At 35.2% G+C, this 18,616-nt stretch carries 34 protein-coding genes; 29 read left to right on the plus strand and 5 right to left on the minus strand.

The window, feature by feature from the left end:
- Window positions 1-33 precede the first annotated feature (33 nt).
- Window positions 34-906 carry a helix-turn-helix domain-containing protein gene (locus XO08_RS07720; RefSeq protein ID WP_077287913.1) on the minus strand — a complete coding sequence of 291 codons (873 nt, stop codon included), beginning with the start codon at window positions 904-906 and terminating at the stop codon, window positions 34-36.
- A gap of 138 nt (window positions 907-1,044) precedes the next feature.
- Here XO08_RS07720 and XO08_RS07725 point away from each other — a divergent pair, with 138 nt between their 5' ends.
- The gene (locus tag XO08_RS07725) at window positions 1,045-1,278 is read left to right on the plus strand and encodes a helix-turn-helix transcriptional regulator (protein ID WP_233120243.1); all 234 of its coding nucleotides are present in this window, start codon (window positions 1,045-1,047) and stop codon (window positions 1,276-1,278) included.
- A gap of 275 nt (window positions 1,279-1,553) precedes the next feature.
- Here the strand turns inward: XO08_RS07725 and XO08_RS07730 are convergent, their stop codons facing one another.
- From XO08_RS07730 to XO08_RS07740, 3 genes are all read right to left on the minus strand, one after another.
- Window positions 1,554-2,168 carry a hypothetical protein gene (locus XO08_RS07730; RefSeq protein ID WP_158074257.1) on the minus strand — a complete coding sequence of 205 codons (615 nt, stop codon included), beginning with the start codon at window positions 2,166-2,168 and terminating at the stop codon, window positions 1,554-1,556.
- A gap of 113 nt (window positions 2,169-2,281) precedes the next feature.
- Window positions 2,282-2,479: a type II toxin-antitoxin system HicB family antitoxin gene (locus tag XO08_RS07735; RefSeq protein ID WP_198927591.1), complete on the minus strand. Its 198-nt coding sequence runs from the start codon at window positions 2,477-2,479 to the stop codon at window positions 2,282-2,284.
- A 50-nt stretch (window positions 2,480-2,529) separates the two neighbouring features.
- A complete protein-coding gene (locus tag XO08_RS07740; protein WP_077287919.1) occupies window positions 2,530-2,871 on the minus strand; it encodes a helix-turn-helix domain-containing protein in 342 nt (113 codons plus the stop codon).
- A 199-nt stretch (window positions 2,872-3,070) separates the two neighbouring features.
- Between XO08_RS07740 and XO08_RS07745 the strand changes: the two genes are divergently transcribed.
- Window positions 3,071-3,265: a hypothetical protein gene (locus tag XO08_RS07745; RefSeq protein WP_077287921.1), complete on the plus strand. Its 195-nt coding sequence runs from the start codon at window positions 3,071-3,073 to the stop codon at window positions 3,263-3,265.
- A gap of 57 nt (window positions 3,266-3,322) precedes the next feature.
- Here the strand turns inward: XO08_RS07745 and XO08_RS07750 are convergent, their stop codons facing one another.
- Window positions 3,323-4,081, minus strand: coding sequence for a hypothetical protein (locus tag XO08_RS07750; RefSeq protein WP_077287923.1), 759 nt, complete (start codon window positions 4,079-4,081; stop codon window positions 3,323-3,325).
- A gap of 23 nt (window positions 4,082-4,104) precedes the next feature.
- Here XO08_RS07750 and XO08_RS07755 point away from each other — a divergent pair, with 23 nt between their 5' ends.
- The 27 genes from XO08_RS07755 to XO08_RS07890 all read left to right on the plus strand — a co-directional run bounded on the left by XO08_RS07755 (window position 4,105) and on the right by XO08_RS07890 (window position 18,604).
- The gene (locus XO08_RS07755; protein ID WP_077287925.1) at window positions 4,105-4,350 is read left to right on the plus strand and encodes a hypothetical protein; all 246 of its coding nucleotides are present in this window, start codon (window positions 4,105-4,107) and stop codon (window positions 4,348-4,350) included.
- Between the two features lie 29 nt (window positions 4,351-4,379).
- On the plus strand, window positions 4,380-4,598 hold the full coding sequence (locus tag XO08_RS07760; RefSeq protein WP_077287927.1) for a hypothetical protein: 219 nt from the start codon (window positions 4,380-4,382) through the stop codon (window positions 4,596-4,598).
- On the plus strand, window positions 4,579-4,911 hold the full coding sequence (locus XO08_RS07765; protein ID WP_077287929.1) for a hypothetical protein: 333 nt from the start codon (window positions 4,579-4,581) through the stop codon (window positions 4,909-4,911). The genes XO08_RS07760 and XO08_RS07765 overlap by 20 nt, the downstream gene beginning before the upstream one ends.
- Window positions 4,869-5,141, plus strand: a complete 273-nt coding sequence (locus tag XO08_RS07770) for a hypothetical protein (RefSeq protein ID WP_077287931.1) — start codon at window positions 4,869-4,871, stop codon at window positions 5,139-5,141. The genes XO08_RS07765 and XO08_RS07770 overlap by 43 nt, the downstream gene beginning before the upstream one ends.
- Entirely contained in the window at window positions 5,138-5,554 is a 417-nt protein-coding gene (locus tag XO08_RS07775) for a hypothetical protein (protein ID WP_077287933.1), read from the plus strand. Before XO08_RS07770 ends, XO08_RS07775 begins: the two co-directional genes overlap by 4 nt.
- Window positions 5,547-6,395, plus strand: a complete 849-nt coding sequence (locus XO08_RS07780; RefSeq protein WP_077287935.1) for a hypothetical protein — start codon at window positions 5,547-5,549, stop codon at window positions 6,393-6,395. Before XO08_RS07775 ends, XO08_RS07780 begins: the two co-directional genes overlap by 8 nt.
- A 62-nt stretch (window positions 6,396-6,457) precedes the next feature.
- On the plus strand, window positions 6,458-7,327 hold the full coding sequence (locus XO08_RS07785; RefSeq protein WP_077287936.1) for a hypothetical protein: 870 nt from the start codon (window positions 6,458-6,460) through the stop codon (window positions 7,325-7,327).
- Window positions 7,320-7,886 (plus strand): hypothetical protein, encoded by a 567-nt coding sequence (locus XO08_RS07790; RefSeq protein ID WP_077287937.1) that lies wholly within the window; start codon window positions 7,320-7,322, stop codon window positions 7,884-7,886. Before XO08_RS07785 ends, XO08_RS07790 begins: the two co-directional genes overlap by 8 nt.
- Before the next feature lie 240 nt (window positions 7,887-8,126).
- Window positions 8,127-8,261 (plus strand): hypothetical protein, encoded by a 135-nt coding sequence (locus XO08_RS09465; protein ID WP_255362981.1) that lies wholly within the window; start codon window positions 8,127-8,129, stop codon window positions 8,259-8,261.
- 35 nt (window positions 8,262-8,296) lie between these two features.
- The gene (locus tag XO08_RS07800; protein WP_077287939.1) at window positions 8,297-8,545 is read left to right on the plus strand and encodes a hypothetical protein; all 249 of its coding nucleotides are present in this window, start codon (window positions 8,297-8,299) and stop codon (window positions 8,543-8,545) included.
- Between the two features lie 71 nt (window positions 8,546-8,616).
- Window positions 8,617-8,916 (plus strand): hypothetical protein, encoded by a 300-nt coding sequence (locus tag XO08_RS07805; protein ID WP_077287940.1) that lies wholly within the window; start codon window positions 8,617-8,619, stop codon window positions 8,914-8,916.
- 4 nt (window positions 8,917-8,920) lie between these two features.
- Window positions 8,921-9,148 (plus strand): hypothetical protein, encoded by a 228-nt coding sequence (locus XO08_RS07810; RefSeq protein ID WP_077287941.1) that lies wholly within the window; start codon window positions 8,921-8,923, stop codon window positions 9,146-9,148.
- A gap of 169 nt (window positions 9,149-9,317) precedes the next feature.
- Window positions 9,318-9,548 (plus strand): hypothetical protein, encoded by a 231-nt coding sequence (locus tag XO08_RS07815; RefSeq protein ID WP_077287942.1) that lies wholly within the window; start codon window positions 9,318-9,320, stop codon window positions 9,546-9,548.
- 28 nt (window positions 9,549-9,576) lie between these two features.
- Complete coding sequence (locus tag XO08_RS07820) at window positions 9,577-10,050, plus strand: RNA polymerase sigma factor (RefSeq protein WP_143609967.1); 474 nt, start codon at window positions 9,577-9,579, stop codon at window positions 10,048-10,050.
- 398 nt (window positions 10,051-10,448) lie between these two features.
- A complete protein-coding gene (locus tag XO08_RS07830; RefSeq protein WP_077287944.1) occupies window positions 10,449-10,793 on the plus strand; it encodes an HNH endonuclease in 345 nt (114 codons plus the stop codon).
- A complete protein-coding gene (locus XO08_RS07835; RefSeq protein ID WP_077287945.1) occupies window positions 10,790-11,050 on the plus strand; it encodes a hypothetical protein in 261 nt (86 codons plus the stop codon). Before XO08_RS07830 ends, XO08_RS07835 begins: the two co-directional genes overlap by 4 nt.
- Before the next feature lie 16 nt (window positions 11,051-11,066).
- Window positions 11,067-11,735 (plus strand): hypothetical protein, encoded by a 669-nt coding sequence (locus XO08_RS07840; protein ID WP_077287946.1) that lies wholly within the window; start codon window positions 11,067-11,069, stop codon window positions 11,733-11,735.
- Window positions 11,713-12,969 carry a PBSX family phage terminase large subunit gene (locus tag XO08_RS07845; RefSeq protein ID WP_077287947.1) on the plus strand — a complete coding sequence of 419 codons (1,257 nt, stop codon included), beginning with the start codon at window positions 11,713-11,715 and terminating at the stop codon, window positions 12,967-12,969. The genes XO08_RS07840 and XO08_RS07845 overlap by 23 nt, the downstream gene beginning before the upstream one ends.
- A gap of 10 nt (window positions 12,970-12,979) precedes the next feature.
- A complete protein-coding gene (locus XO08_RS07850; protein WP_077287948.1) occupies window positions 12,980-14,212 on the plus strand; it encodes a phage portal protein in 1,233 nt (410 codons plus the stop codon).
- Window positions 14,187-14,999 carry a phage minor head protein gene (locus tag XO08_RS07855; RefSeq protein WP_077287949.1) on the plus strand — a complete coding sequence of 271 codons (813 nt, stop codon included), beginning with the start codon at window positions 14,187-14,189 and terminating at the stop codon, window positions 14,997-14,999. Before XO08_RS07850 ends, XO08_RS07855 begins: the two co-directional genes overlap by 26 nt.
- Before the next feature lie 4 nt (window positions 15,000-15,003).
- Entirely contained in the window at window positions 15,004-15,270 is a 267-nt protein-coding gene (locus XO08_RS07860) for a hypothetical protein (protein ID WP_077287950.1), read from the plus strand.
- 19 nt (window positions 15,271-15,289) lie between these two features.
- Window positions 15,290-15,931 carry a DUF4355 domain-containing protein gene (locus tag XO08_RS07865; RefSeq protein WP_077287951.1) on the plus strand — a complete coding sequence of 214 codons (642 nt, stop codon included), beginning with the start codon at window positions 15,290-15,292 and terminating at the stop codon, window positions 15,929-15,931.
- A 15-nt stretch (window positions 15,932-15,946) separates the two neighbouring features.
- Complete coding sequence (locus tag XO08_RS07870) at window positions 15,947-17,035, plus strand: DUF5309 family protein (protein ID WP_077287952.1); 1,089 nt, start codon at window positions 15,947-15,949, stop codon at window positions 17,033-17,035.
- A gap of 58 nt (window positions 17,036-17,093) precedes the next feature.
- Window positions 17,094-17,288, plus strand: a complete 195-nt coding sequence (locus XO08_RS07875; RefSeq protein WP_077287953.1) for a hypothetical protein — start codon at window positions 17,094-17,096, stop codon at window positions 17,286-17,288.
- Between the two features lie 17 nt (window positions 17,289-17,305).
- Window positions 17,306-17,785 carry a hypothetical protein gene (locus XO08_RS07880; RefSeq protein WP_077287954.1) on the plus strand — a complete coding sequence of 160 codons (480 nt, stop codon included), beginning with the start codon at window positions 17,306-17,308 and terminating at the stop codon, window positions 17,783-17,785.
- Window positions 17,782-18,252, plus strand: coding sequence for an HK97 gp10 family phage protein (locus tag XO08_RS07885; protein ID WP_077287955.1), 471 nt, complete (start codon window positions 17,782-17,784; stop codon window positions 18,250-18,252). The genes XO08_RS07880 and XO08_RS07885 overlap by 4 nt, the downstream gene beginning before the upstream one ends.
- The gene (locus XO08_RS07890; protein ID WP_077287956.1) at window positions 18,245-18,604 is read left to right on the plus strand and encodes a hypothetical protein; all 360 of its coding nucleotides are present in this window, start codon (window positions 18,245-18,247) and stop codon (window positions 18,602-18,604) included. The genes XO08_RS07885 and XO08_RS07890 overlap by 8 nt, the downstream gene beginning before the upstream one ends.
- Window positions 18,605-18,616 lie beyond the last annotated feature (12 nt).

Genomic DNA, 18,616 nt, shown 5'->3' on the forward strand with positions numbered 1-18,616 from the left:
TCCCCCCTTTTCCATTCATAAGCTCTTTACTATTCACCATCTCTCCAACTTCCCCACGACTTTCCCTATGATTCTACACTCCCTATCCCATTTTTTTGCTGAGATAATAAGAGGTTCATAGTTGTCGTTTAGAGATTTAAGCATAACGTAGTTATCGTATTTATAAAACTGTTTCACTATTCCTTCGGCTTGCCCGTTAACCAGGAATACACCAACTTCTCCATTATTGAGTATTTCCTGTTTTTTGATAATTGCGATATCCCCATCTGAAAGCCTCGGCTCCATACTATCACCCGTTATTATAAGACCAAAATCTCCTGACATTCCTTCAGGCAAAACAATGTAACCCTCTATATTCTCTTCGGCAGGGGTTGGCTGACCTGCGGCAACTTTTCCAACAACGGGAATGCGTCTGATAAGTTCGAGCGCTCCCATCTTTCTAAGAATTTCTTCGGCAGGTTCTTTTATGTCGGTGTTACCAACTAAATAATCTACAGATGTTTCGAGAATCTCTGCCAGCTTAGCCAAAAACTCATCACTGGGAGAAGTAGTACCTTGTTCCCAATTTGCATATGTACTACGTGCTATATTCAATTTTTTTGCCATATCATATTGGGTTAATCCCTTTTCAACTCTTAGCTGTTTTAATCTCTCTCTTAGATTGCCCATATCATTTGCGATTTTATCATTATCTTCTCCCAACAAATAATCATATGAAACATCAAGAACTTTAGCCAGTTTTTGGAGTAGTTCAAACGATGGTTTACGCTTCCCAGTTTCCAACATAGCAACATAAGTAGTATGCACACCAAGTAAATGTGCAAGCTGTTCTTGAGTATATCCTTTTTGTTTACGCGCCTCTGCCAATTTTTTGCCAAACCCTTTACTTTCCATATCAATATTCAAGATACCACCACCATATACTCCAAGTCAATAGACAATGAGTATAAGTGTTAACGTAATCGTTACATAACACTCTTGACATATACAATAAGTTTATGTTATTCTTAGACTGTAAGTATAAGTTAACTATCGGAAACAGGAGTGAGATATACAATAAGTTTAAGAGAACTTCGACAACAGCTTGGTCTTTCGCAAAGTGAATTAGCAAATTTAGTAAACGTTTCAGTCATGCACATAAACCATATTGAAAATGGTAGAAGGTTGCCTTCCTTGTTCATAGCCTTCAAACTTGCTAGGGTACTAAGCGAACTATCGGGACAGAAGATTTACATTGAAGATCTATTCCAAGTCGATGATAACACCGAGGAAGGCTGAGGGTGTGGGTCTTTGAAAAGTGAATAAATTTCCATTCCTCACAGATATTCCCACACTTAACTATGTAGGGAATGAGTTTTTCCTTTTTATTTTTTATTGGAGGTGAAATAACATGAAATTCGAAACTGTTATATCCCGTCAACAATTACAAGATGTGCTAGAAAATTTATTAAAAATACTTGAGTTTGATGAACAACAATATGTGTATATTTGTGTCGAAACAAGAAGCACTACTACACAAAAAGAACCTATATCCGGAATCAGTTCTGGATATATCAATAGCGTTGCCCATTCATATCAGACACCCAGCGAGTTGAGAAAGGAGTAACTATTATTGTTTCGACAAAACCACCAACAATCTTTGGCATAGCGGAAAATCTAACATAGTTAATGGTAGTTCTAATCAAAAATTCAGTAAACTCTATTGCATCCTTCACATTCATTGCTGAAAAATCAATATTAGGTTGTGGAGATTTAAGTAAAAGCTTATCAATAGGTATTTTAAAGCCATTCCAATAGCAACCGTAAATTATTTTCTCATCACGTTCATTTAATCGTTTTATATTCAACTTACCTTTAGTTATGGAGAATTCGTAAACAAATGGTGTATCACCGACGAAATAACCTAAAAGAAATATCAAATTATGAGCCTTTGAAAAACGGTTGTATAACAAAGAAGCAAATTCTTCAGCAGAAATACTTGTTTTAGCATTTGTTATTTTAATTCTTTCTAAGTAAACATCAAGTTCTTGGAGATAATATTCAATAGGCTTGTTTTCATATAATGCATCACCAACTGTTGCTAAAGCAAATGGAAAAGATCTGAAAAGATAGACTTTTCTTGAATATACAGAATGTGAAAAAGTATATTGTTGAGTCTGAATAGTCATCGCAGTATCTGCACTAAGCACAATTACACCGGGAACATAAGTGACAACAGCTATACTCACAATTTAGTCCCCCCTTGGAGGTGAACAAGAATGCCTGAAAATGTTTATAACCTTTATTTAGATGGTGCTTCACTAAAAAATTCCTTCCGAGCTTTGAGAGATTCTATATACAATTCGATTGCTTCTTTAAGGTTATTTAATGCTTCTTCTTTAGTTTCTCCTTGTACATGACAGCCTGGAAGAGCTGGACACCATGCGTGGTATCCTCCTGTTTCTTCTGGTTCTACAAGAATACGGTATTTCCTTAACATACGAAACACCTCCATTGCTGTTGTTCCTATTCCTTACAGGATAAACACTATCACTTTTCCAAATCCCTTTTAAGCTGTTCACCAAGAGTTAGTAAGTATTTTCCAATCTCAATGAGCTTCTCAGGAGTCTCTTTAACAGACTCGGGCAGGTACACAGAAAGGTCGAACTCCTTTCCTTTCGGAGTGGGATCGTCAGTTCTTCCCAACAAATAATCAACCGATACATTGAAAAAGTCGGCTATAAGGTTAAGCAATTGAAGACTTGGTTCTCGTTCGCCTTTTTCAAGCCTGAATATGGTAGTTTGACTAACATTTAGTAAGTGTGCTAATTTATTTTGACTTAATCCTAAAGATTCTCGAAGGGACTGAAGCCTATCATTTCTAAAATTCAAGTTTATCCTCCTTCCAGTTTCACTATGATTATACCTAATTGGAAAAGAAAAAACACGATAGAATGCCTAACGGTCAGAATTTTTGAAATAATAGCATATATTTTTATGACAAATAAGCATAACGTTTATAATCGTGATTGCTTTTTAGTCATAAAATAATGTATGATTAAGACGTATAGTCGTTGGGAGGAAAATTACTATGCTTATGAGTTCCAATATAAAAACAAAAATACCAGATTACTTATTAAGGGGTCTTCTAAAACTCGCACGCAAATACGGAGCTATAGCATACACAAAACGAGGTAATTATTACCTTTACCCAGAAAAAGAACTAAAAACTTTCGTAAAGAAACTTGAGGCTGTTGTCATTGGAAAGGATAACACGGGAAAGTAAGAATGGTGTGGTCTTTGAAAAGTGAATAAGTAGGTAAGCTTAACTATTTTAGGCATTTTAAAGAATCTTTTTGAGCAAATCAAATATGAAATATAAAACACTTGATATTAATGCCACTAATTCTGAAGCTATTGCATCGTATTTACCAATTACATCAGAAATATTTTCTTTAAGCCATGACCTTACCTTATCATACTGATCAGTTCTTTCAAAATAGATTATTGTATCTACATCAAGGATTACGCCATCGTCAGGGAGTTCAGGACGCTCAATTTTAGAAGTTTTTTCTCCGTAAAAGACCAAAACATTTTGGGAGGCTTTGAATTTATTTCTATAGTTGTTGCTTTTGTATGTCCACTGGAGTTTTAAATTAAATAAATCACCTGCTTTTGAGCTGAATTCAAATGGAACTAATTTAAAGAATTTCTTTTGTAAATGAGTAATTTGTTTAGAATCTAGTATGGTTGCAATACGTATTCCAAAACTGCCTATGTATAAAGGTGGGCAATTTTCTATAGTTTTTGTTATAACATTCAAAGTTTGATCTTTAAATAATTCTAAATTATAATTTGCATCTAATTTTTTCATTTGAAACCACAAACGCGAACGTTGAATAGTACCAATAATCTCTGGATACCGTTTAAAATGAAAATACAATTTCAATCCTTCTTCGCCAGATAATTCTTTGAATTCAAGGATTTCATCAAATATTGCCATAAATTTCCCCATTCGGTCCCATATCTCTGGATTTTTCCAATTTAACTGGAAAACAATATTATCAAAATAATAACCTTTTTCTAAACAGTTTAACTTCATACTATCACCTCGGAGGTGGCATTATGGATTTATTCAAACTTCTTCATGAATATTTTAACACAAAGCTCGAAAATATTTCAAACAAATATAATATATCGCTTGAAACTGTAAAGGTATGTTTCTTTGAAGGATTTATTGAAGGTTATTCGTTTGATGACAATATAACAGTAAATCTTCGAAGAGAAGTAACTCAGTTTAGCAGCAAAACAAAAGAAATTCCTGTTTTATTAAAAGAATTTATTGAACATGAGCTGGATAATTCAAAGTAATCATTTTTGCTTAGAAAGGAGGGAAATTAATGCAAAAGGAAACTTTAATTGCAGAACTACTTGCTGAGCTATACGAACAAGGAAAATTTCGTATAGAAGGAGGGAGGATATATGTTGAAACAGAAAGTTCTGGTGGAACACAGGAAAATAACGAAACAGATAATGGAGAACATGGAAAGTATAGCGGCAATGGCGGAAGTAAAAGAGCTGTTGTGGCGACACAATCAAATGGAGGTAGTAGAGGATGAACTCAAAAAAACAATTAAGCGTTGGTTGGATGATCCTCTTGTGGAGGATAAGGAAAAGCTCAGGTATATTCTCTCGAAAATTGAAGAAATCGATGTTATTCAAGACAAAATTTTGGAAAAAGTCCTGTTTAAAGCCATAAAAACCATGCAAATGAACCAAGAGAGTAATGGACTCTGGAAGCAGTACGACATGAAAGGACATTACGGAATGCCACTCAGAACGTTTTATGCTCCTCTTTTCAAGTATGAAGTACATAGGAGGTGGGGAACATGGAAAGTTACGAAGAATTCCTCAAAGCAATTGACGAGGTAATAAAAAAGGTCCCCTTTGAGGAAAGGGAACCCATCAAAAAAATTTTCTTTGAAACATGGAACAAAACATTTAACCAAAACCCAAAAAATATTATAACACAATTCATAATTAACTTTCAAGAAATAAAGCAGCAATTTCCATTCATCAAACAATATGCGGCAACAGCGATACTCGCAGAAGCTATGACTGAATTTTTATTTAATACCAACAAGGAGGAGGCGGTGGTATGAGGACAATTACAGTTGAAGGAATTGTTGAAGAGTTAGCAAAAATTAATGAGTATATGCACAAGTTAAAAGAAAGGAAGCAATTGTTAATGGCTCAATTAGAGGAAGTAATAGAAAGACCCATCGACAAAAATTATGTCAATATCGGAGCAGCAAAAATATCTTGGCGTCGTTCAATAAAAATTAATCCAAAATATGCCTCAATGTACGCAGAAAAGTATCCAGAACTTGCAAAAAGAATTTTCTCAGTAAGTTATCGACCGAAAATAACTGCATTAGAACGAATTAAAACAGCTGCCGAAACAGGAAAATTACCTGATTGGGCTGAACCTGAGGCTGTAAAAGATTTACTTTCCCAAGTTGAATATGAAGAAAAAATGAGTGTAACTTTCCAAGGTGGTGAAAACAATGAGTAAAGAACTTGAAGTTGTTGAAAAGCATGAGATGCTTGCTATAGACCAACAAGCAGTTAAAGCTTTAAAGAAACAGTATGATCTATTCAGACAATTGCAAAAAGAAGTTTTAGAAGAAGGAACTGATTATGGATATCCAGCTGGAAGAAGAAATCAATTGCAAAAACCATCGTTATACAAAAGTGGAGCTGAAAAATTAACAAGACTTTTTGGTTTAATTCCAGAATTTGAAATTATTCAAACTATAGAAAAAGATGATTTTATAATGTACAAATTCAGATGTAGACTAAGGACTCGAGATGGAACGGTCGTAGGTGACGGTTTTGGTGCATGCAATAGCAAAGAAAAAGATGGTTGGAATGAAAATCCATGGCGATATCAAAATAATATTCTTAAGATGGCCAAAAAACGAGCGCACGTGGATGCAGTATTAACAGGTGTTGGAGCATCTAATGTGTTTACACAGGATATAGAAGATATGGAAGAGAATACACGAAATAACAAAAATATCCAAAAGCACAACACGAAACAAAAGAATACTTATCAAATAGTTAAAGAGATGGCACAAAATGAATTATATAAAATGAAAAAAGATTTGTGGGGTCATATAAAAGAAAAAGCAAAAGAACTGAACATAGAGCCTGAAGATATTTTACGAGACGTTGAAGAAAAATTTGATTTACAAACTCAATCAGGAATAAAAGCAGCTGAAACTTTTGTTGAAGCTTACAAAATATATCCCGAATCTGGAACAGAAACAGTGGAAACAGTTGAAATAGTAGAAAGCACTAAACCTGAACTGTTTAAAGAGATAGAGGAAAATTTAAGTGATGCTCCATTTTAATACCTCCCTTCTATCCCTGCCCTAAATAGGGGCGGGGCTTACTTTAAAAAGAGGTGATACTAATGCAGATAGCAACAGTATTTAACCAGTTTTGGAGGCTTCGTCTGGATTTTGACCTGAAGGCAACTGAGATCGGATTATTCTTTGCTATCTTGTCTGAAATAAATCGGGCAAGGGCAGAGAATAACGATTTGCTCAGTTCCAAGGTTAAAATCGGAAGCCGCAAACTGGAATTACTATCTGGTATCTCCCGAGCAGAGATATATAGAATAAGAAACAAGTTAAGACAATATGGATTAATCGAATTTGAAAATGGTAAAGGTAAAAAAAATTATGCAGTTTACTATTTAGGAAAAATTTTCAAAGAACTGTCTCAGAGTGAGACGGTAAGTGAGACGGATAATTTAGTGTCTCACACAGAGACGGTAAGTGAGACGGTAAGTGAGACACTAAATGAGACGGTAAGTGAGACACTAAGTGAGACACGTAATAAGAATAAAGAATATAGAATAGAGAATATAGATAGTAATAGTAATAAAGAATCTCAAGAAAATACTAACGTATTTTCTTTCGATTCTGCGACAAACGTCGCAAACGAACCACCGAAATGGTATCTCAATTTAGACGATAGAAAAAAAGACATAGTTGACACATGGCGTACTCTTATAGGTCCTTTCGATCCAAAATGGCTTTCCTTGGTTTCGCAAGTCTTACGTGAATGCTATCCCGCACAGATCAAAAATGCAATAGTGACACTGGCAAAAACAAAAGCTGATGTAATGCAAGAGCAAGGATTTGAATATATCGTAGAGCCGCTCTTAAAAGGAGTGTTTGGCAAACGTACTAAACGAAAAAAGAAAACCTCAACCGGATTTGCCAGCAAACTTACAGGATTAAAACAATTTCTGGAAGAGGGTGAAGAAAGTGCTTAATCGTAAAACATTTGCCGCTGGTATAGCATTACTTGCAAGTGTATATGAAAAACTTGAACGCATTACAACTGATAAATTTCTCTCAGAGCAGTGGTACAAGATGCTTGCTGATCTAACAGACAAACAATTCAAATACGCGATAGAAGTAATAGTCAAAACACATAAATTTGCTCCAACTATTGCCGAGATACGGGAAAAAGCAGTTGAATATAATCATCAATCTGATCTTACACCAGAAGAAGCTTGGGGGATCGTATATACAGATATTCGAAAGAGAGGATATTATGCTGAACCACATTATGAAGATTGGAAGTTGGAAGCAGCAAAAAATGCTATAGGCTGGGAAACTCTCTGCAATATGACGGAAGATACTAAAATGGCCACAAGAGCTCATTTCATGAAAATATACGATTCTTTGAAAGAAAGAGAAAAAACAACGGAAGCTATACAGAGTCCACAAATGAAACAGCTTATCTCAAGTCTTACCAGAAAACTTGCTCCATTTTCTGCTAAATCTTTACCGAACAGTAAAAAACCTAAAGAATTAATCAAGAGGTGATAATATGCGATGGTATGTTTGCACGCTCAGAAAGCAGATCATAGGACGGTTTTCGAGTAAGAAGCATGCATTAGAACATGCTCTCAAACTTCTGAAATACATGGTATACAGCAATCTTTACATTGTGAGCGAAGAAGATTATAACAAAGGTATTACTTCGCGAGTAATATGTATAAATTACATGCCAGAAAAAAACGAAAGAATAGAGGAATTAGTGGAAGAATACCTGGAGGTGTGAATATGAGGATTCTAATTGCGGTGATAATCTGGGCGGTTTTATTCTTATTTAATTGGGCAATGCTTAAAGTAAGTCACGAAACTGATCTTGAAATGGAGGAGTTTTTGAAAAAACAAAAAGCGAGTAAAAAAGACTAAAACAACTAAATAAAGTCGTTTGTGGAGGTGATAATATGCCAAAAAAATTTTACAAAGATGTTGTATACATGAACGGTGAACCATATTATAGCATTAGATTTATTAACAAATATCTTAATCACAAACGTACCATTCGTGCTATTAGAAACTGGATTTATAAGTATAACGTACCAAGTATTAAGGTTGACGGAATACGATATATTTCCGGTGAATGGGTTGACTTCATAAAGGATGAAATAGAGAATTTTGGATTAAAAAGAATACATTTCAACTTGTATGTGTAAGAGGGTGATCAGAACGAAAATTTAAGAAGTTCAGTTGCAAATTAGCACGAGAATTTGAGAAGGTGATAAATGTGGGCAAATCGCAGCGAGTTAAAGGTTATAGGGGTGAATATAACTTAGTAAAGAGTCTTCAAGAAGCAGGTATAGACGCAAAAAGAATTCCACTTTCTGGGAGTGTTAATGGATTCAAAGGAGACGTTGTAGTTGAAGGCTTAGTAGGAGAGGTGAAAGTTAGAAAAGATGGTTTCAAAAGACTGTATCAATGGTTGGAAAACAAAGATTTACTTTTTTTGAAAGCAGATCGAAAGGCTTACTTAGTTGTATTGAGAATAGACGATTTTATAGATTTGTTCTTCAAATGTAAGGAGTGAGAGCATGATGATAGAAACATGCGCAACTTGCAAACATTTTCAAACGATAGGTTTAAATACTGTAGAGATAACGACAGGTGGATGTCGTTTAAAGGAACAAATACAACAAATCAAATCATTGTTGGCACCGTATGTATCGGAAAGTAAATTGGAAACATTGTTTCAAACAGATGTATGCATTTTACATGAGCAAAAAGTGACATATTCTACAAGCGCGTGGATTACATATTAAAGAGTTTCACAAATGCATAAGTTCCAAAGGAGGTTTTTAAAAATGTGGGTGCAAGGACTAACAATTAAGAATAAGCATCAGATATTAACTTATCTTAGAGAATTAGCACAAATGGATTTCAGAGGAAAGAATATCGAGGTAACAATTATCGTAAAGGGGGAAAATAACTATGAAGAGTTTAAGAAATTATTCGATAGGTTTAATAGACGGGAAAGCAGTCATCGTAACAGAAGATCCAGAAGTAGCGAGAAGATTACTTGAAACAATATACATGCCAACCTATTTGCATGAAGAAAGCGACACAGTATTAGATATAAGAGATATAAAAAGTATAACGGTTACTATCCAGTTGGAGGGAGATATACAAAGAATTAAATTAAAAAAACCGGCTACTAAATAGCCGGTACCCGAAAGGGGGTTTTTATTTGGTGTTTGCCATCACTCAGGATTTTATCATTTCTGAATTACAAAGGTACAAAAGTTATTGGATGCGAATTTTAAATAAGAAGATACATTTAGAATTTAAAGACGGAGAAATAGAAACACTAATAGCTTTGCCGTCAGGAGAAAAGCAGTTGATAGACAAAACAAGCTTTAAACGTAAAGAGGTATTAGATAGATTAACGATTGAAAAGAAGAAAAGAGCATGGAATAAAATCCGCAGAATTGAGTATTGGCTGAATCAACTATCATTACGGCAGAGAGAAGCAATATTCTGGCGTATAATTAATCATGACTTCGAACCGTGCAATACAGAAGAGTGTATTGGATTAAAGTATAAAACGCTGCCATATCGTGAGATAGCATATAAGATGGGCATCAATGAAAAGACTGTTTGGAGTTATGTTCAAGAGGGCATTGAAAAATTAATCGAAATTATTGACAGACCCCCACAAAAATGATACAATTTTTGTAGAATGGATTAGTCTACAAATATGCCGGGCGAAAAGCCCGGTTTTTTCATGCAAAATATTCTTAGTTAAACACGGGGACTTTCTGTCCCCTTTTTTCATGCCAAAAATCAGGTAGCGGGGAATTAGACAAAGAGCTTGCCCGCTGTGGGAAAGGGGAGAGGGTATGGATTTAAAAACCTTTTTTATAATTTCCCAAACAGGATAACTCCTTTCAACTGGGAAAGTTCAGGCGGCTGGTGGGATGTTTGGATAAGACTTAACTTTGCAGATGACATGTTTTTTCAATTTCTACATAGGAGCGAACACAATTTCGACAATCTTAGATATCTAAACATACACTGGTACAACTTTTTTGAGTTTGGCTTTTCTTTCTAGGGGGCGATTCCATGGGCTCAGGGTCGATTCCGAGGATTATCCGTGATTACATTCACAAAAGGGATAAGGAGAAGTGTCGATTATGTGGGAGATTTGTAAACGGAACTGGTCAAATTCATCATTTGTTTCGTAGAAACGCGGCTATACCTGTCGAATACAATATCCCGTGGGTCCCTAAGAATAATCATCCGTATAACCTGATTTTACTTTGTCCAGAATGTCACTTGAAGATACATCAGGGATATGAAATAGACAAAGATAAGCTTATTGAACAAAATAAAAGAAAGAGATTAACTAAAGGTGTTTTGAAATTCATAGAAGAGAACCAAATAGAGTTCAAAGGAGTGAAAGGATGAATTGGGATAAATTAGATGAACTGCTTACCTTAGAAGAATTAACCGCAGAAGAAATTAGTCAAATATCTGCTCAAGAGGCGCAGCTTAGAATTCAAAACAATATTAATCTTCTTGCTCAGATTAACAACTTACTTCTGGAAGCTTCAAATGAGCTTGGAAAATGGAGAATTATAGTTGAAAAGCTTAAGCATACGAAGAATACAGTTATAGAGCAAAACAGGGCTTTGAAAGAAATTTTGAAAGGCGAGAAATTCTAAGTGAGGTGACTCGGATGTGGCAGGGAAAAATATTAATTGGGACGAAGTTTTCGAAAAATTCACCGAAAATAAAGTGCTTAAAGCTTCGTATAGTAAGATTGCCAGAACACTGGGAGTTAGTGAAAAGGCTGTCAGGAAGCAATTTAAGAAACGGGGTGTAGTTGATCCACGCAAAGTCCGAGCAAGGTCCGAAGTGACAAGTCCGAAGTCCGAGAACGGTTCGGACTCGGACCATAAGATTTTTAATTTGAGACCTGAAGCCTTCAATGCTGTTAAACACGGACTGTATGCTCGAGTTTTTTGGACAGAAGAAGGCAGACAACTATATGAACAGCTAGTTAAATCTGATAGTCTTCCCAACCTTATTGACGCAATTTATATGCTGAAAGCGAAGATAGCATCAAGAGAAATAAGCAAAATTAAAGATGTTTTAAATGCTTTGGAAATAATGAGTAAATTGTACGACAAGGTTTTAGGGGCAGAGAGAAATGAAATCGAACGCAAACGATTAACACATGAAAAAACGCGTGTAGATATTGCACGCGAAAAACTCGAACTTGAACGCCTAAAATTAAAAGGTCCAGATAAAGACACAGAAGAGGTTCATAAAGATTTCATTAAGAGTGTTGTAGAAGAGGTTGAACCAGAGGAGTTGTACAGCGATGAAGAAGAACAAAGCGTTTGAATTTAAACCATTTTCAAAGAAACAAAAAAAATTACTTTTCTGGTGGGCGGAAAGTAGTCCACATAAAGATAAAGATATCGTAATAGCAGATGGTTCTATAAGATCAGGTAAAACAATTGCAATGATTGTATCTTTTCTTATGTGGTCTCAGTACACGTTCTCTGGCAAAGACTTTATTTTAGCTGGAAAGACAATAGGAGCATTGAAGCGAAATGTTGTAAAGCCTATGCTTCAGATCTTAAATACATGGAAATGGGATTACAAATACAATCGCTCCGAGAACTACATCATAATCGGATCAAATACTTATTACATGTTTGGTGCAAATAACGAAGCATCCCAGGATGTGTTACAAGGTTTAACCGCAGCTGGGGCTTTAGCAGATGAAGTAACACTCTTTCCGGAAAACTTTGTTGAGCAGATGATAGGACGTTGCTCTATTGAAGGATCGAAGATCTTCATGAACTGTAATCCTGGAAGTCCTTTTCACTATGTTAAGACTGAGTTTATTGACAAAGCTCTGGAAAAACAGGTGTATCATCTTCATTTTACACTCGATGATAACTTAACGCTTTCAGAGAAGATCAAAAAGCGTTATAAAAAGATGTTCACTGGTCTATTCTACAAGCGCTATATTTTAGGACTCTGGGTACTTGCTGAAGGTGTTATCTATGACATGTTCGATGCTGATAAACATGTAATTAAGGAAGTTCCTAAATGCGATGAATATATAGTTTCAATCGATTATGGAACGGGAAATCCAACTGTCTTTTTACTTATTGGAATCAAAGAAGCAAAGTATTACGTAATAGATGAATACTATTACTCTGGGCGTGATACTGGAAGACAGAAAACAGACTCGGAATACGCAGATGATTTTGTAAATTTTGTAAAAGAGAAAAATATTACAGCAGTTTATGCTGACCCTTCAGCTGCTTCGTTTATCGCTGAATTAAGAAAGCGTGGTTATTATGTAATCCCAGCCGATAATGTGGTTCTTGATGGCATTAGATATGTTGCCAACCTAATTTCGCAAGATCGTTTGTTTGTTCATGAAAAATGCAGGAACACAATAACAGAATTCACAGTGTATAGCTGGGATCCAAAAGCTGCACAACGTGGAGAAGACAAACCATTAAAGGAGCATGATCATACGATGGATGCATTAAGATATGGGATTTTTACGCATTCTAACAATGGCAAAGTGTTCAGCGCTAAGTTAGACATTCTGTGAGGTGATCTTAATGGCAAAAAATTATCAGGAACTTTTCGATCTTTTTTACGGCGATTATACAGAATCTTATTGCTTAAAAAAGAAATTGTTTATAGATTACGATAGCAAAGGAAATTTGAAACACATAACAAAAAGCTTAATTGACTATGCTTACGAAATAATCATGACTGATTATTCTTTGATATTCGGAGATAAGGTTGAAATATTAGTGCCGGATAGCGAAACCGCAACTAATCGATTGAATCAGCTTTTAGAAACAAATAATTTTGAAAAATTATCGAGATTGTTTGTGATACAAGGCTTAATTCTTGGCGATACTGCTCTTAAACTTGGAAGGGATGCAAATGGGAATATTCGAATGGGACTTGTTAATTTATTAAACGGTGTTCTTGACTATGTAATGGAATATGGACAAATCGTTCAATGGATATATGAGTATGCAATGAAACACCAAGAAGGAACGATAAATGTAAAGGAAATTTATACGAGAGACAAAGTTCAGGTGTACTTTAATGACAAATTAGTACTTGATGTTCCTAATAGATACGGCGAATTTTGGTTAATACATGTGGCAAATACTCCTTCATTGCAGGATCCTGTTTGGGGAGAAAGTGAACTTGAAAGAATTGGAGATACCATCGACGAAATGAATTCTACATTATCACGTATAAGTGCAATAGAAGACATATACGCAAAACCGCGCATCATAGCGTCAGGGATTAGAGATGCATCCAATCTTAAGCAAGAACACAATGTATGGGCAACACCAGATAATGCAGAGCTCAAAATTCTGGAATACAACGGAAACATTATTCCCTCAATGTTGGACAAGTATGAAAAGCTTGAAAACTATCTTAGAAACAAATGCCCGGAACTGATTTTGAATGACTTGGGAAATATTTCAGGATACGCTTTGAAACTTAAACTTTCTAAATTGATTAAAAAAATTAAGAATTATAGAAAAGTTTATTTTGATGGTATCAAGAAAGCTTGCAAACTCGCTCTTGCAATGGATGGAGTAATTGTTGACAAAGTTGACATAAACGTAGATCCTGTTATTCCAGCGGATGAAATTGAAGACCTCAACAAATGGTTAATGTTGATGCAGGCGCAACTTGTTTCAAAACAGACGGTGGCAGAAGCGCTCGGGTATGATTTTGCAAAAGAACAGCAAAGAATGGAAGAAGAAAATGCCTGGTATTTGGAGATGATAGGTAATGAATCTGGACAAAAGATTAAATAAAGTTGAAAAGATGTTGATAAATAGGAATTTGAAACTATTTAAGGCTCTAATAGAACGTATAGCGGGTATGCTTATAACGAATCAGATAGGAATAAGGACTTTTGAATGGCTAAAACAACAAATTGAATTACAAATAAATGCTTATATCCAAGAATTCAAAGAATACCTTGATAGGGAACTTGTAGAAACTTTTACGTTATCAAGTAAGATAGCACACGAAACAATTAAACTGCCTTTCAACGGAGTTCCTACAAATGCAATGCTTTGGTTTAATGAGAATTTTATGAATTTCGAGAAAACCATCATGAAAAATTATGCAGGGGATTTGATGAAAACTATCGAAAATATTTTAACAGCGGGGCTTATTACAGGAACTCCTCCAAATATAATAGCAAAATCTCTTATGCAACAAATATTACCGACAAACAAAAGGCGAATAACTGTAATGGTTCGTGATCAATTAGGAAATGCTTTACAACAAGGTATTTGGAAAACTTATCAGGAATACAACGAGGTTATTGATAAATACAAATGGGTTGGACCAAAAGATAAAAGAACAACTGATTGGTGCAAAAACAGAAAAAAACTTACAAACGAAAACCCTTGGACTTTTGAACAAATACAAAGATACATAGAAACTAATCCTAAGAAGCTGAAAGGCCTTGAGATAAGAGCAGATCATGGCACTTTCTTACATCCACACATACAATGCAGACATAGGCTTTTAGCAATCCCAAAATCTCCAGAGGTGGTGGTTAGTGAAACAATTAAAAGCTTAAAGAGGTGAGAGTATGGCAAAAGTTATGAAAGATAAAGTGTGGAAAAACATTCCACCTGCTGGATCTTCGAAAAGAGAGGATTGGCCAGTACACGTATTTTTAGATCCACAAAACAGAAGATATCCATACAAAAAGTATGTTAATGGACAATGGAAAGTGTCATGTGCAGGGCTTTTAGCAGCATATCGTAGGGCAATTATGAACAAAGAGCAAGATATTGCTAACAAAGCGAGAAGCTTAGCAATTCAATACAAATGTCCATGGGCCTTAAAAGAATAAATTAAAAGGAGGTATGAACATGGGTGAATTGTTAAAGAGGGGTATTGATATCCAACTCTTTGCAGAGGGGGATAACAATACCACTCAAGAGGAACAAAAAGAAGCAACACCACAAGAACAAAAACCGGAAGGTGTTGAATATGATGATCAAGATCCAATGGAAGTATTAAGGGCAACAGCTATACAGCTGGGGCTCAATCCTGAGGATGTTGCTATTATGACCAAAAAAGAGCTACAGTCTCAAATCGATAGGGCTGTAACTCAAGCAATCAAAACAAGGGAGGAGAAACTCAAAAAACAAGCCGAGATTGAGAAAATGAAAGAGAAGGGTCAATATGAACAACTCTTGAGACAAGAAAGGAAAGAAGCACTCGAAGATCTTAAAAACACTTATTTGCAAGCAAAAGGGCTTCCTGAGGAATTCGGAGTATTGATAACAGTCGATCCTCTTGTTGATTTAACTCTTTCAGATGCAAAAGAAGAATTAGTAAAAAAGGTAGATACCGTGGCAAGTAAAATAAATGAAATAATCGAAACTAAAGTAAATGAGAAACTTAAAACAATGGAAAAAGGGACTTTTACGCAACAACCAAATACAACTCAGCCTCTTCCAAATAACCCAAGGGAGGCGTTAAGACAACTGTTTGAAGAAAAAAGTTAAAGGAGGTAGTTATCTATGGGAACAATTAAAGGATTAATTACAAGTTATGATGTTAAAGAAAATAAAGTGGATGTTTCTCCAGTGCTTTCCATGCTTAAACTTCCAGAAACACCTTTGTTAAATGCAATTGGTATATCAAACAAACCTGTAGTTGGAACAAAATACGAATGGTGGGATGATGTTCTTCCTGTACTTAAAGTAAGCCTTGCTGCTGCATACACCACTGGCGGAGGTTCATTAACTGTTGAAACTGGTGCTGGAAAGAAATTTAAAATAGGAAATGTAATTAAGGTCGAAAGTTCCATTTACAGAGTAACAGCGATAAATGGTGATGTTTTGACAATTGCAGTGATTTCAAACGATGCGGATCACGCGGCTGGTGTTGATGTAGAAATAATTGGTGATGCCAATCCTGAGGGTCAGGAATATGTTGATAGCATGTATGAACAAAAAATTAAGAGATACAATGTCACACAAATATTCACTGAATACGTGAAATTCACTGGAACTCAAATGTCGGTAGATCAATACGTGAATGAGGATGTTTTCTTAGAAGAAGTGCAAAGAAAACTCGCAAAAATCAAACTCTTGCTTGAAAGAAGTGCTTGGATGGGGGTTAGAGTTGATCCAAACGATAATTCAACTCCAAGACTCTTTGGTGGTATTAAATGGTTTATCGAACAAGAAGGAATAACAGTTACTTCTACCTTTACGGAAGCTAACTTTAATGCGTTCTTAAAACAAATATTTGATGCAAGTGGTGTAGTAAGAGAAGCTTGGATGAATCCGGCAACCAAAGCAAATTTCAATGCACTTAATCAAGACAAATTAATTGTTGAAAGAAATGATACAACTGCAGGAAGGCTTATTAATGCATATCTCTCTGACTATGGAAATGTTGAAATTAAAACAACGCCGCACTTACCAGAAAATGTAATTATCGTATTTGATACCAGCAAAGTCGCAATCAAACCTCTTAAAAACAGGCAAGCTGCTTACGAGCAACTTGCAAAAACCGGGGATTATGTAAAAGGACAAATTGTAGGTGAATATACACTCGAGTTTAGAAATCCTGATGTGGCTGGAATATTCAATATTCAATAATTAGAGGGGGAGTTATCCCCCTTCTTTTTTTGAAAAGTTTATTAAGGAGGGTGAAAAAATGAAATATGTGTTCAATGGAAACACCAAATTTGTTATTGTTGAGGGGAAAGCTTACCCCGTGAAAGAAGAAAAAGGCAAGAAATTTGTGGAAATACCAGATAATGTTGAAGTAAAAGAAAAATTCCTTAAACCTGAAAAAAAGCCAAAACTGGAACCAAAGAAGGTTGAACAAACAAAGGAAGGTGAAAAATAAACTAAGGAAGTGATACAATGACAAATCTTGAATATCTTAGAATGAAAATTCCTGACAAAGATATGGAATTGTTTACTGATGTTGAGTTACAAGAAATTATTAAGCTGAATTCTGAAATAAAAGTATTACAAGGACGACAAATAGATGTAGACGGCAAAGTGTTCAAAATAGATGCGTACAGGCTCGATGAAACATATGCTGAAAGGGTATTTATAGGATTACCAGCTCCAGAAAATGAACTTACAACAGGATTTACCATTGATAAAGACACAGCAATAATCTACTTTGACTCTCAAATGCAAGTAGATGTATTCGTTCAGGCAAAAGTTATAAACTGGAATGATGTTTTGGCTGATTGTTATGAAATGATTATGGGTGACTATAGGAAATTAAATTCTTATTCAATTCAAAATGCTTCTCAACAAATTGACGATACAAAACGACATCTAAGATATCTTGTTAATTATTATAGAAACCCGCGAGGTTGGGAACTATGATTGAAATCAGAGTAGATAAGAAACAATTAAAGAAAATAAGAAGATACATAACTGATAGCAGGTTCCAAGAAGTTTTGCGTAAAACTTTGATTGGAGCTGGCTTAGAGTTGGAAAACATGATTGTAGAAAACATTATTGAAAGAGCTTCAAATACAAGTTATCTTGAGCAATCTTGGACTATAAAAGATCTTGATTACGACAAAATTAAGGTATTTACTAATGTGCAATATGCTCCGTTTGTTGAATTTGGGACAAAACCACATAGACCACCATATGATGCTATCTTAAAATGGGTTCAGCAGAAGCTTAGGATCAAAGGAAAAAAGAGCAAAGGAGTAGCTTGGGCTGTATGGCAAAAGATTGCAAGAAAGGGAACACCAGAAAAGCGGTATCTAAGAGATGCTGTAGATAAATTCAACCTTTCAAAATGGGTTGATGCGTTAATAAGGAAGTGGGAGAATGTATAGTCAGATCCGAACTCTTATGACAAACCTTGCACCTTATTTTAAATCAGTTACCTTAACCAATGACACTGCATTACAAAAACCAGACAACGCAGTCTTATTCATTGATCGTATAACGGTTGAGTACTTGACTTCCACAAGGAAAAGAAAACATTGCGAAATGGCAATTATGTTCTCACTCGAAGGAACTTCGGATACAGTTTACCAACAAGTAGATTCTAAAATTGTAGATGTAGAAAATGTTTTGGAAAGTACTTTTAATTACTATGAGATAAACGAAATGCAATTTAGCTACGTGGCAAATATAAAAAGGTTATTCGTATTTTTACAAGTAACATTCCAGTGGGAAGAATAACGGAGGTGAGTT

Origin of the sequence: Thermosipho sp. 1074, from assembly GCF_001999655.1 — a bacterium.
In the GTDB taxonomy this organism is placed as follows: Bacteria; Thermotogota; Thermotogae; order Thermotogales; family Fervidobacteriaceae; genus Thermosipho; species Thermosipho affectus.